This window comes from Arthrobacter sp. 01T428, from assembly GCF_056398685.1.
Genome location: NZ_JBFTPW010000006.1, coordinates 192,393 through 204,697 on the forward strand (window position 1 = coordinate 192,393; position 12,305 = coordinate 204,697).

General features: G+C 64.4%; 12 protein-coding genes and 1 tRNA gene. 8 read left to right on the top strand and 5 right to left on the bottom strand.

Translation table 11 applies throughout. The features are described from left to right. Window positions 1-4: 4 nt before the first annotated feature. Window positions 5-733: a TetR/AcrR family transcriptional regulator gene (locus AC1DJB_RS09540; protein WP_441437888.1), complete on the bottom strand. Its 729-nt coding sequence runs from the start codon at window positions 731-733 to the stop codon at window positions 5-7. A gap of 61 nt (window positions 734-794) precedes the next feature. Between AC1DJB_RS09540 and AC1DJB_RS09545 the strand changes: the two genes are divergently transcribed. Genes AC1DJB_RS09545 through AC1DJB_RS09555 form a run of 3 tightly spaced genes read left to right on the top strand, consistent with a single transcriptional unit; the run spans window position 795 to window position 4,431 of the window. Continuing rightward, window positions 795-2,165 (top strand): acetyl-CoA C-acetyltransferase, encoded by a 1,371-nt coding sequence (locus AC1DJB_RS09545; RefSeq protein ID WP_059389244.1) that lies wholly within the window; start codon window positions 795-797, stop codon window positions 2,163-2,165. A gap of 5 nt (window positions 2,166-2,170) precedes the next feature. After that, window positions 2,171-3,523 carry a 3-oxoacyl-ACP reductase gene (locus tag AC1DJB_RS09550; RefSeq protein ID WP_306959671.1) on the top strand — a complete coding sequence of 451 codons (1,353 nt, stop codon included), beginning with the start codon at window positions 2,171-2,173 and terminating at the stop codon, window positions 3,521-3,523. After that, entirely contained in the window at window positions 3,520-4,431 is a 912-nt protein-coding gene (locus AC1DJB_RS09555; protein ID WP_441437889.1) for a MaoC family dehydratase, read from the top strand. The genes AC1DJB_RS09550 and AC1DJB_RS09555 overlap by 4 nt, the downstream gene beginning before the upstream one ends. A gap of 295 nt (window positions 4,432-4,726) precedes the next feature. Here AC1DJB_RS09555 and AC1DJB_RS09560 read toward each other — a convergent pair. Beyond that, window positions 4,727-4,809 (bottom strand) — tRNA-Leu (locus AC1DJB_RS09560). 277 nt (window positions 4,810-5,086) lie between these two features. Here AC1DJB_RS09560 and AC1DJB_RS09565 point away from each other — a divergent pair. Together AC1DJB_RS09565 and AC1DJB_RS09570 are read left to right on the top strand one after the other, a co-directional pair. Continuing rightward, on the top strand, window positions 5,087-6,391 hold the full coding sequence (locus tag AC1DJB_RS09565; RefSeq protein WP_476910161.1) for a M20/M25/M40 family metallo-hydrolase: 1,305 nt from the start codon (window positions 5,087-5,089) through the stop codon (window positions 6,389-6,391). A 10-nt stretch (window positions 6,392-6,401) separates the two neighbouring features. Then, window positions 6,402-7,562, top strand: coding sequence for an acyl-CoA dehydrogenase family protein (locus AC1DJB_RS09570; RefSeq protein ID WP_476910162.1), 1,161 nt, complete (start codon window positions 6,402-6,404; stop codon window positions 7,560-7,562). A 47-nt stretch (window positions 7,563-7,609) separates the two neighbouring features. Here AC1DJB_RS09570 and AC1DJB_RS09575 read toward each other — a convergent pair whose 3' ends face one another. Further along, entirely contained in the window at window positions 7,610-7,843 is a 234-nt protein-coding gene (locus AC1DJB_RS09575) for a DUF5703 family protein (RefSeq protein ID WP_059389241.1), read from the bottom strand. 39 nt (window positions 7,844-7,882) lie between these two features. Here AC1DJB_RS09575 and AC1DJB_RS09580 point away from each other — a divergent pair, with 39 nt between their 5' ends. Then, complete coding sequence (locus tag AC1DJB_RS09580) at window positions 7,883-8,155, top strand: hypothetical protein (RefSeq protein ID WP_059389240.1); 273 nt, start codon at window positions 7,883-7,885, stop codon at window positions 8,153-8,155. A 32-nt stretch (window positions 8,156-8,187) separates the two neighbouring features. Here AC1DJB_RS09580 and AC1DJB_RS09585 read toward each other — a convergent pair whose 3' ends face one another. Further along, complete coding sequence (locus AC1DJB_RS09585; RefSeq protein WP_306959680.1) at window positions 8,188-9,120, bottom strand: aldo/keto reductase; 933 nt, start codon at window positions 9,118-9,120, stop codon at window positions 8,188-8,190. Between the two features lie 52 nt (window positions 9,121-9,172). Here AC1DJB_RS09585 and AC1DJB_RS09590 point away from each other — a divergent pair, with 52 nt between their 5' ends. Together AC1DJB_RS09590 and mshC are read left to right on the top strand one after the other, a co-directional pair. Then, entirely contained in the window at window positions 9,173-10,006 is an 834-nt protein-coding gene (locus tag AC1DJB_RS09590; protein WP_059389239.1) for an undecaprenyl-diphosphate phosphatase, read from the top strand. A gap of 16 nt (window positions 10,007-10,022) precedes the next feature. Further along, window positions 10,023-11,306, top strand: coding sequence for a cysteine--1-D-myo-inosityl 2-amino-2-deoxy-alpha-D-glucopyranoside ligase (gene mshC, locus AC1DJB_RS09595; RefSeq protein ID WP_476910163.1), 1,284 nt, complete (start codon window positions 10,023-10,025; stop codon window positions 11,304-11,306). A gap of 66 nt (window positions 11,307-11,372) precedes the next feature. Here the strand turns inward: mshC and AC1DJB_RS09600 are convergent, their stop codons facing one another. Next, the gene (locus AC1DJB_RS09600) at window positions 11,373-12,278 is read right to left on the bottom strand and encodes a PAC2 family protein (RefSeq protein ID WP_284755619.1); all 906 of its coding nucleotides are present in this window, start codon (window positions 12,276-12,278) and stop codon (window positions 11,373-11,375) included. Window positions 12,279-12,305: the final 27 nt, after the last annotated feature.

Sequence of the window (12,305 nt, forward strand, 5' to 3'; positions counted from 1 at the left end):
GGAGTCATTGCTGATATTCAGGGGAGTTGATCTTGAGTTCCGGGGCGATTCCCACGCACAGCCAATCGGTGATCCGGGCCGCCATGGTTTCCTGGTCGGGCTTAGCGGGGGAGGCGGGACTGCCGAGCCACCTCTCGCCGGCATTGCGGACAAGCCCGATGGCGGCGGTGGGCCAGTAGTCGATCAACGCTTCCTTTTCCGCCCCCAGGTGTTCCCGCATGGGCCTGGCGATCATGGCGCTGATTGATTCGAAGAAGTGGCCAAGGGCTCCCGAAGCTGCGATGGCGTCTTGCGCCGATGGTTCCCCTTGCGAGAGCCGCGTGATGAACGCGTAGACGGCGGGGCTGGACTCCGCCATCTGCAGGTACGCGGAAACCATGGCGAACAGGCCTTCGCGGGGAGTTTGAGCGCTTTCTGCCGCTTCCTTCATTCGTCGTTGCATTTGTCCGAGGACTACTTCGCCCATGGCTTGCTGCAAGCCGGCTTTGTCCCCGAAATAGCGGTAGTACACCGACTTGGAGGTGCTGGCCGCGGTCGCGATGTCCTCCATGGAGGCGTCGCTGCCCAGTGCATGGACGGCTTTGCGGGCGGCCTTGATGAGTTCCCGCCGGCGTTCTTCGCGGTGGACCTGCCAGCGGGCGGCACGGCCGTCGACGGCGGGAGCCTCGCTGTCCGTGGGGGGCGGGGTCACGGCGTCGCGGTCGGCGGGAAGTCCTGGGCTGGGGATGTTCACGATACTCAGCGTATCAGGTACGCTGGGTATCAGTAACCCGATGTGATCTAAGGAGCAACGCATGCCTGCAGCAGCACATTCCGCGAGCGCGCCACACGAATCCCCGGTAGCCCCGGGTACAGTCCGCAAGGCAGTGGTGGTTGGCGGGAACAGGATCCCCTTTGCCCGTACCGGGGGCGCCTACACCAAATCCTCGAACCAGGACATGCTGACGGCTGCACTGGACGGGCTGATCGCACGCTTCGGCCTTCAGGAGGAACGGATCGGTGAAGTCGCAGCCGGAGCTGTCCTGAAGCACTCCCGCGACTTCAACCTGACACGCGAAGCGGTGCTTGGCTCGGCCCTTTCGCCGGAGACACCCGCCTACGATCTCCAGCAGGCGTGCGCCACCGGCCTTGAAACCGTCCTGGGCCTCGCCAACAAGATCAAGCTTGGCCAGATCGACTCGGCCATCGCCGGCGGCGTCGACTCTGCCTCCGATGCCCCGATTGCCGTCAGCGAGGGCCTCCGCGAGGTCCTGCTCGACCTCAATCGCGCCAAGTCCCTGCCCGATCGGCTCAAGGTCCTCTCGCGGCTGCGTCCCAAGGACCTCGCCCCGGATGCTCCGAACACAGGGGAACCGCGTACCGGCCTGTCGATGGGAGAACACCAGGCGCTGACCACGGCCCAATGGAAGATCAGCCGCGAAGCCCAGGACGAGATCGCGTTCAACAGCCACCACAACCTCGCCGCGGCCTACGATCGTGGCTTCTTCGATGACCTCGTCACTCCATACCGCGGGCTGAGCCGTGATTCGAACCTCCGGCCCGATACGTCCATGGAGAAGTTGGCCACCCTCAAGCCCGTCTTCGGCAAGAGCCTTGGCGCGGAGGCCACCATGACGGCCGGCAACTCGACTCCGCTCACGGACGGCGCCTCCACGGTGCTCCTCGGCACTGAGGACTGGGCTGACGCCCGTGGCCTGCCCAAGCTGGCCGTCGTCGTTGACGGAGAGGCGGCCGCCGTCGATTTCGTCCACGGCAAGGACGGACTCCTCATGGCCCCGGCCTTTGCAGTACCGCGACTCCTCGCACGCAACGGGCTGTCCTTCGAAGACATCGACTTCTTCGAAATCCACGAAGCCTTCGCGGGCACCGTCCTGAGCACGCTCGCCGCATGGGAAGACGAGGAATTCGGCCGAACCAGGCTGGGACTGGACGGTGCGTTCGGCAAGATCGACCGCGCCAAGCTCAACGTCAATGGCTCGTCCCTCGCCGCCGGACATCCTTTTGCCGCCACTGGAGGACGCATCGTGGCTTCGCTGGCGAAGATGCTCCACGACAACGGCCCGGTTGACGGCCGCCCTGCGCGCGGACTCATTTCCATCTGCGCTGCCGGAGGGCAGGGCGTCGTCGCGATCCTCGAGGCCTACTCCGCTCCGGAAGGTCGGTAACCGGCATGACGGACAAATACACGCAGTTTGTCAGCCACGGGATCGGCAAGGACCTGGCCAAAAAGCTCGGACTGCCCCAACCTGCCGTGCTCCGGAGGTACAAAGAGGGAGAGCCGCTGGTTCCGGGGCCGGTCCTGGTACTCGGGAGCGGCAACGGCAGAACCGCCGGCTCCGACGACTTGGCTGCCGCCCTGGCGGGCTGGGGCCTCGACGTTCGGCGTTCCGCCTTGCCCAAGGAAAAGCTGGGTGCGATCGTCCTGGTGCTTGACGCCGTCGAGCATCCGGAAGAGCTTGCCGGACCGGTTCTCACTGCGGCTCCGTCGCTCCGCGATTTGGCCCCCGGCGCGCGGGTGGTCACGATCTCCCGCACCTCGGCGTCCGCTGCCACCCCGGCTGTTGCCGCCGGCCGTCAAGGCGTCGACGGGCTGCTCCGTTCGCTCGCCAAGGAACTCCGGGCGGGTGCCACGGCCAACGGCATTCTCCTCGGGGACGGTGCCGGCACCACGAGCCCGAGCACGCTCGGCGCGCTGCGCTTCTTCCTGTCCGGCCGGTCCGCGTTCGTGGATGGTCAGTTCCTGACCGTTACCTCAGGCGCCGGCCAACTTTCCGCCGACCCCGACAAGCCCTTGGCCGGGAAGGTCGCCGTCGTGACGGGAGCCGCCCGTGGGATCGGCGCGGCGATCGCACGGACGCTGCACCGGGACGGCGCCCGGCTCGTGGTGGTGGATATTCCCGCGGCGGGTGACCACCTCGCCGCCGTCGCCAACGAGGTTCATGGCACTGCCCTGCAATTGGACATCACGGCCGGGGACGCCGGGAGGCGGATCATCGACCACGCCGTGGAACGCCATGGCGCGCTGGACATCGTCATCCACAACGCGGGTATTACCCGGGACAAGCTCCTGGCCAACATGGATGAGGGCCGCTGGAATTCCGTCATCGGCGTGAACATCGCCTCGCAGTTGAGAATCAACGAGGCACTCCTTGGTGCGGACCAGCTCCACAAAACCCCGCGGATCGTATCCGTGGCCTCTACGAGCGGCATCGCGGGCAACCGCGGGCAGACAAACTACGCCGCATCCAAAGGGGGAGTGATCGGCATGGTGAGGGCCACGGCGCCCTTGCTGGCTGAACGCGGCAGCTCCATCAACGCCGTCGCGCCCGGCTTCATAGAGACAGACATGACCGCCCGGATCCCCTTCGCTACCCGGGAAGTAGCCCGCAGGCTTAATTCGCTGCAGCAGGGAGGCCTGCCCGGCGACGTGGCAGAGGCAATCGCGTTCCTGGCATCGGACGAGGCCGGTGGAATCACGGGAGAAGTGCTCAGGGTCTGTGGACAGAACCTGGTGGGTGCATGACTACGGAACAACCGCTCATCCTGGGGGAACTGCCGTCCCTCTCTAAGCTGTATGTGAACGCGGCGGCGACGGCGGCACGGCGGAGGGTGATGGGGTTCCAGGCAGCCACCGCGCTGCCCCACGGGAGCCACGAGGTCCGCGGGGTGCGGGCCGACGTCGCGAACCTCACCGCCTACCAGCACCTGATCGGGGAGACAGCGAATGACGCACTGCCGGCGGGCTTCATCCATGCCCTTGCGTTCCCGGTTGCCATGAGCGTGCTGAACCGGGACGATTTCCCGCTTCCCTTGCTGGGGATGATCCATTTGAAGAACCATGTGGAGCAATTGCGGGCAGTCCAGTTCAGTGAGCCGCTCGACGTCCGGTCCTGGGCAGAGCACATGCGCGGCCACAGGGCTGGAACCCAGCTGGACGTCGTCGCCGAAGTCCGGTCAAGCAACGGCGGGGCCTTGCTCTGGCGCGGCGTCTCGACGTACCTCGCCAAGGGGGTCTTCCTTCCGGGAGTCGACAAGGCCGCCGCGGCCGCCGCTCCACCGGAGTTCAGGGCGCCCGCACCAACCGCCGTCTGGCAGCTCGGAGTGGATACCGGCCGCCTGTACGCCGCCGTATCCGGGGACTTCAATCCGATCCACTTGAGCCTGCTCTCGGCCAAGGCGTTGGGCCTGCCGCGGTCGATCGCGCACGGCATGTACCTTGCGTCCCGGGCCTTGGCTGACGTGGGCTCGGTGAAGTCGGAAGCGTTCCGGTGGGACGTGAACTTCGAGGCGCCGGTGTTCCTTCCGGCGCGGGTGGCCCTGGAAATCGGCACGGTCCACTCCGCGTCAGGCTCGTGGGAGCGTTCGGACTACGTGGCCTGGAACCCGCGAAGCGGCAGGAGGCACTTCAGCGGATCCGTGACGGCGCTGTAGGGCGCCGGTTTCGGGTTCCAGGTTCAGGGGCAAGCTTCAGGGTCACGGTCCAGGGTCCAACAACAGCTACGACGACGGCGGTCACCCACGCGGGCGGCCGCCGTCGTCGCGCCTGACGGAGCCGGATTCAGAGCCGGGTCCCGGAGCCGGGTTCGACGGCGGATTCATTGCCGGTGGTGAATTCCCAGTAATGCAATTTAATAAATGTGATGAACGCCGCATTAGCGTCCGAAAAGGCAAATTCAGGTTAAACAAACAAGGCCTGGAATTCTCAGAATTCCAGGCCTTGCAATTGTGCGCGGAGGGGGACTTGAACCCCCACCCCCTTTCGAGGACTAGCACCTCAAGCTAGCGCGTCTGCCATTCCGCCACCCGCGCAGGTGGTGTTCGGAGCGTTCGTTCTGCGCCTCTCGGCGCTTCTCTTTCCTCCGAAGCAGCGAGAAAAACTCTAACACGGTTTCTGGGAAATAAAAAAACCGGAGCTCGAGACGGCGCTGTCAACGGCAATTGGGCCTCGCCAATCCGCGCCAAAACGCGGGAAAGCGCGCGGCCAAACGGGCATGCGGTGGGTAGGCTGAGGGAAGCGCGCGGGGAGCGTCCGCACCACCTGCCTTCCCGACGGAGTACGTCCATCCCAGCCAGCAAGGAGAGTTCCATGACTGATATCCGACCCGAGGACGAAGTAGTCCGGATCTGCCAGGAACTCATCCGCATAGACACCTCGAACTTCGGTGACGATTCCGGTCCTGGCGAACGCGCCGCAGCGGAATACACGGCGGCGCTTATTAATGAAGTTGGATTGGACGCGGAAATCTTCGAGTCGGCTCCGGGCCGGGCCAATGTTGTCACGCGCATGGCCGGGGAGGACCCCTCGGCCGGCGCACTGGTGGTGCACGGCCACCTCGACGTGGTTCCGGCGCTCAAGGACCAGTGGTCCGTGGATCCCTTCAGCGGCGAACTCAAGGATGGACTCATCTGGGGACGCGGCGCCGTGGACATGAAGGACATGGACGCCATGATCCTCGCGGTCATGCGTGACTTCGCCCGGACGGGACGCAAGCCCAAGCGCGACATCATCTTTGCCTTCTTCGCCGACGAGGAAGCCGGGGGCAACCACGGCGCGCGCTACGCCGTCGAGCATCGCAGGGAACTCTTCGACGGCGCAACGGAAGCGATCTCCGAGGTAGGTGGGTTCTCGGCCACCATCGGGGGCCAGCGCACCTACCTGCTGCAGACCGCGGAGAAGGGACTTTCCTGGCTGCGCCTCGTGGCGCACGGCCGTGCCGGGCACGGCTCGCAAATCAACACCGACAACGCGATCACCCGCCTGGCCGGGGCAGTCATGAGGATCGGCGAATACCCCTGGCCGATTGAGCTGACCCCCACTACCCGTCAGTTCCTCGACGGCGTGACGGAACTGACCGGCGTCGAGTTCGATCCGGACAATCCCGAGGCCCTGCTGAAGGAACTCGGCACCGTCGCCCGCTTCGTCGGAGCCACCCTTCAAAACACCTCGAACCCCACGCTGCTGAGCTCCGGATACAAGCACAACGTCATCCCCGAATCGGCCGAAGCGCTGGTGGACTGCCGCACGCTCCCCGGCCAGCAGGAGATGGTCTTCGAAACCGTCAAGAAACTCGCCGGAGACGGCGTGGAGGTCAGCTACGTCAACAAAGACGTGTCCCTGGAAGTGCCGTTTGCCGGCAACCTGGTGGACGCCATGATCGATGCCTTGCACTCGGAAGACCCCGGCGCCAAAGTGCTGCCCTACACCTTGTCCGGCGGCACCGACAACAAGTCGCTCAGCAAGATCGGCATCACAGGCTACGGATTCGCCCCGTTGATGCTCCCGGAGGAACTCGACTTCACTGGCATGTTCCACGGGGTCGACGAACGCGTTCCTGCCGATTCGCTCAAGTTCGGATCCAGGGTGCTCAACACCCTGCTCAGCAACTACTAGGGAGAACGCCTTGACCCCCGAAGAGATCCTGCCGGACGAGATGCTCCGCCGCATCCGGGACCGCGCCGCGGGGTACGACCAGAACAACTCGTTCTTCCACGAGGATCTTGAGGAGCTCGCCGCGGCGGGATACCTGAAGATCTTCGTCCCGGAGTCCGACGGCGGACTGGGGCTCGGGCTCGAAGCCGCGGCGGCGCTTCAGCGCCGGCTTGCCACGGCTGCCCCGGCCACGGCGTTGGCCGTCAACATGCACCTTGTCTGGACCGGCGTCGCGCACGTCCTGGCGAGGCGCGGCGACGGCTCCCTCGACTTTGTGCTGAAGGAGTCCGGACACGGCGAGGTCTTTGCCTTCGGGATTTCCGAGCCGGGAAATGACTCCATGCTCTTCGACTCAGGGACCACGGCGGAACCGCAGCTGGACGGCGGGTACAGCTTCACCGGGCGGAAGATCTTCACGAGCTTGTCGCCGGCATGGACCCGCCTCGGCATCTTCGGCAAGGATGGCGGCGCACGGGAGGGGAGTGGTGAGCTGGTTTTCGGCTTTATCCAACGCGACGCACCCGGCCACGAGACACTGAATGACTGGGACACCCTGGGCATGCGGGCAAGCCAATCGAACACCACGCTCCTCCACGGCGCCATGGTGCCGCCGGAACGGATCTTCCGGAAACTGCCCGTAGGACCCAACCAGGATCCGTTGATCTTCGCGATCTTCGCGTGCTTCGAAACGCTGCTTGCCGCGGTCTACACAGGCATCGCGGAGCGGGCATTCACGCTGGCGGTCGAGGCCGTCAAGCGCCGTACCTCGGCCAAGTACGGGGGCCGAAGCTTTTCGCAGGACCCGGACATCCGCTGGAAGATTGCCGACGCCGCCATGGGAATGGATTCCATCCAGCCGCATTTGGCGTCGGTGGCCCGTGACGTGGATGCCCTGGTCGATCACGGGTCGCAGTGGTTTCCCAAGTTCGTGGGGCTCAAAGTGCGGGCCACGGAGAACGCCCGGACCATCGTGGACGTGGCGATACGAGTTTCGGGAGGCTCCAGCTACTTCCGGGGCTCCGAACTCGAACGGCTGTACCGCGATGTGCTGGCCGGGATCTTCCATCCCTCCAATGAGGAATCCGCGCACACCACAGTTGCCAACGCGTGGCTTGGTCCGCTCGAAAGCTGAAACACTCGAACGCTGGAGCGGGGACCCTGAAATAACGGCCGTGCTGCTTACACGGTGCGCTGTACGTTGAGTACTCTGCGGCGCAGCCAGAACCGGCGACCGCCGCCGATATAGAGGATGCTCCGCTCCAGTTCCCACTTGCCGTATTCGGAGTGCTCCACGAGCCGACGCCGCGCCTCGGGCAAGGAATCGTCAGGGCTGACGGTCAGTACGAGGTACTCGTACTGCCTTGCGTAGTCCCGCTGACGCTCCACTGAACTGCTCAGAAATTGTTCTCTCATCCCTCTCCATTTTCGTCTTTTTCGGGCTAACGTGAAGTCATGAGCATCGATCCGCGTGTCGCGCTTCAGTCATTGACAGCAGCCTTGGAAGAGCACCTGATTGCCGCTTCCGCCCGCCGGGGCGAAGGAGATCCCACTGTGGAGGCAGCGTTTTTCGCCGTTGCAGATGCCTTTGAGGTATATGAGGACTCACTATACGAGGCCTACTCGGAAGTCACACCACTTCAGGTGTTCGACGACGATGAAGAAGATGACGACGAGGACAACAATGAACTCCTCGACGAAGACGAGCTGGAGATCCTCGACCAGTAAGCCCGATCAGTAATGCCCGAGTTTCAGTTGAGTCAGATCGCTGAAACGTCTTCCAGTGCCCTCGAAATTTCGGCGGGAAGAGGCGAAAGCTGCGCATCGAGCAGTTCCTTGAGCTGGACCGCATTGCGTGCGCCCACTATGGCGGTGGATACCCCAGGGCGCGAGAGCAGCCAGCTCAGGGAAACATCGACGGCGGACCGTCCCAAGCCGCGCGCAGCCATGGCTGCCGCTTCGACGATCCGTGCTCCCCGCGCATCGAGGTACTTCTCGACGTAGCCGCTGAGGCGGCCTTCAGCCGCCCGTGATTCGGACGGAATCTGTCCGCGGTATTTGCCGCTGAGCACTCCGCGGCCGAGGGGCCCCCACGCCATGAGGCCGAGGCCGGCGTCCTCGATGGCAGGCACCAGTTCGTCTTCGGGCTTCCTGTGCAGGAGCGAGTATTCGGATTGGTTGGCCACCAGGGTGAATCCCGCGATCGCCGCAGCCTTGGCGGTCTGCCAGCCGTTGTAGTTGGAGATGCCGACGTACCGTGCGCGGCCCGAGCGCAACGCGAGGTCCAGCGCGGAAAGGGTTTCCTCGAGCGGTACGTTTCCGTCCCAAGCGTGCGCGAACCAGATGTCCACGTAGTCGGTTCCCAAGCGGGCGAGGCTGGCGTCGAGAGCGGACAGCATGGATCCGCGGGACGCATCGACGCTGCGCCGGCCGTCCGACGTCGAGACGCCCGCTTTCGTGGAGAGGACAACCTCCGAACGCGCCACAACGTCCCCCAGCATGGAACCCAGCAGGGCTTCGGCCCGTCCACCGGCGTAGGAAGCGGCGGTATCGATCATGGTGCCGCCGGCAGCGATGAACGTATGGAGCAGTTCCCGTGCATCCTGTTCGTCCGTTTCTTCCGCCCAGGACATAGTGCCCAGGGAAAGGGTGGACACCCGAAACCCGCTGTTGCCGACGTAACGCTGCTGCATAGCTGATAGCTTACGGGGAGATCGGGTAGATCATGACGTAGGGTCTATTCACGTGAACTGGATAGAAGCAGCCTTCCTTGGCCTCGTGCAGGGCCTGACAGAATTCCTTCCGATTTCTTCAAGCGCACACCTGCGAATTGTCGGCTCGTTCCTGCCCAATGCGGCGGATCCCGGAGCTGCTTTCACGGCCATTACCCAGCTAGGCACCGAGACGGCCGTCATCGTTTTCTTTTGGCGCGACATCGTCAGGATTGTCCGCGCCTGGTTCGGATCGCTGCGGGGGAAAGTCTCCAGGGATGATCCCGACGCGCGGATGGGCTGGTTGGTCATCCTCGGCAGCGTGCCTATCATCGTGCTCGGCCTGCTCTTCCAGGACCAGATCGAATCCGTCCTGCGCAGCCTGTGGATCGTCGCCACGATGCTCATCGTCTTTGGCATGATCCTCGCGGTGGCCGACGCCGTCGGCAAGCAGGAACGCGAGCTGAGCCAATTGACCTTCAAGCACGGCATCCTTTACGGGCTGGCCCAGGCCATGGCTCTCATCCCGGGCGTCTCCCGCTCCGGCGGAACCATCACGGCCGGCCTCTTGATGGGGTACACGCGTGAAGCCGCCGCACGGTATTCGTTCCTGCTTGCCATACCCGCTGTCTTCGGCAGCGGCCTGTACCAGCTGTACAAGGTGGTCTCGAAGGAAGGAATCACCGGACCCTTCGGCCTTCCGGAAACAGCCTTGGCCACCGTTATCGCCTTCGTGGTGGGCTTCATCATCATTGGCTGGTTCCTGAAATTCATTTCCACCCACAGCTACCGTGCCTTTGTGTGGTACCGCATTCTCCTGGGACTAGCCCTCTATGTATTGCTCGGTTTCAATGTCATCAGCGCCTAGCACTATGGTTGAGGCTGTGAAATCGTGGATCTCCCGCCCTGTGCCTGAACTACCCGGCAGCATGCCCCCGTTGAGGCTGTTCGACACCGCCCTCGGGTCCCTCGTGGAGGTCGAGCCACGTACGGAGCAATCCATGTACGTCTGCGGCATCACGCCGTACGACGCCACCCACATGGGCCACGCCGCCAGCTACGTCGCCTTCGACCTGCTCAACCGGGCATGGCGGGACAGCGGCCAGCGCGTTGCGTACGTCCAGAACGTCACCGACGTCGACGATCCGCTCCTGGAGCGGGCCACCGCCACCGGCGTTGACTGGCGGGAGTTGGCTGCGAGCCAGATTGAGCTTTTCCAGACCGACATGGACGCCCTCAATGTGCTGGCCCCGAATTACTACATCGGAGCCGTCGAAGCGATCCCGATGATCGTTCCGGCTATCGAGAAATTGATCGCGGACGAGCTCGCCTACCGCGTGCACGGCACGGGTGGCGAACCCGACGGCGACGTCTACTACGACGTCGAGGCAGCCGGCAAGGCGTCGGATAGCCCGGACGCGTGGACCCTCGGGGACATTTCGGGGCTCGGCGAAGTGGAAATGCTCGAGCTTTTCGCCGAGCGCGGCGGCGATCCCGGCCGCTCCGGCAAGCGGAATCCCCTTGATCCCCTGCTATGGCGCGTTGCCCGCGACAGTGAGCCGAGCTGGCCGGGCGCAAGCCTCGGTGACGGACGTCCCGGCTGGCACATCGAATGTACGGTCATCGCGCAGAAGTACCTGCCGGAACCGTTCACCGTGCAGGGCGGCGGATCTGACCTCGTTTTCCCGCACCACGAAATGGGCGCCGGACACGCGTATTCGCTAAGCGGCATTCCCCTGGCACGCCACTACGCCCATGCTGGAATGGTGGGCCTGGACGGTGAAAAGATGAGCAAGTCCAAGGGCAACCTGGTGCTGGTGTCCAAGCTCCGTGCAGCAGGCGAAGAGCCCGCCGCAATCCGCCTGGCGATCCTGGCCAACCACTACCGCTCGGATTGGTCCTGGACCGATGAAGGCTTCGCCCAGGCCAAGGAACGCCTCAACACGTGGCGGGCCGCCCGGGACATCGCTCCCGAGGGAACAGCGGCGGAATTGCTGACGCGGATGCGTGCCGAGCTGGCCAACGACCTGAATGCTCCCGGCGCGGTCGCCGCCGTCGATGCCTGGGCCGCGGCGGCTCTCAGTAATCCGTCCACCGCTAATCCGAGTGCACTGGATTCCGCCCTGGTGAGCGACGCGATCAACGGATTGCTCGGCGTCGAGCTCTAAGCAACGCGGGGTCACTTACGGCCCATAATGTCCCCTTGGACGGGCCGTAAGTGACCCCGCGTTGGGTTAGGGCTTGTCCTTGCCCCTGCGCTTGAGATAGCGCTCGAACTCGCGGGCGATGGATTCGCCACTGGCCTCCGGCAGGTCGGCCGTGTCCTTGGCCTCCTCGAGCTGCCGCACGTAGGCGGCGATTTCCGGGTCTTCGGTGGCCAGTTCGTCCACGCCCCGCTCCCAGGCCTCGGATTCCTCGTTGAGGGCGTGGGTGTCCAGCGGCACCTGGAGCAGGTCCTCGATCCTGTTCAAGATGGCCAGTTGCGCCTTGGGGGAGGGCGGTTGGGCGACATAGTGCGGCACGGCCGCCCACAGCGACACCGTGGGCAAGCCCGCGAGCAGCGCGAATTCCGCCAGCACGCCCACAATGCCTACCGGACCCTCGTACTGCGAAGCCTCCAGGTTCAACCGCTGCCGCAATCCGCTGTCGTCCGAGGTGGTGCTCACGGGGATCGGGCGGCTGTGCGGGACATCGGCCAGAAGGGCGCCGATCAACACCACATAGTCGACCTTGAGCGTTTCAGCGTGGACCAGAAGCTCGGCCGTGTAGGCACGCCAGCGGTAGGACGGCTCGGTGCCGAGCACGAACACCACATCGACGTTGCTGTCCGGGACGCTGGCCTTGTACAAGCGCGTGGAAGGCCACTTCACTTTGCGCGTCCCGGCGGCCGTGCGTCGCACAGTCGGCCTGGTGAACTGGAAGTCGTAATAGTCGTCGGCATCAACGGATGCCACTTTCTTTCCTTGCCACAACTTGTTCAAGTAGTGCAGGGAATCGCTGGCCGCCTCACCGGCGTCGTTCCAACCTTCGAAAGCCGCGAGCATCACGGTGATGCGCTGACCTTCGGCTACAGGCTGGAGAAGGCGCTCAGGCTCCGGTGAAGTGGCCTGTCCGTCAGGGGCTCCGTCCAAACTGTTCATTCACTCACCCTACGTCCAACACCGCCA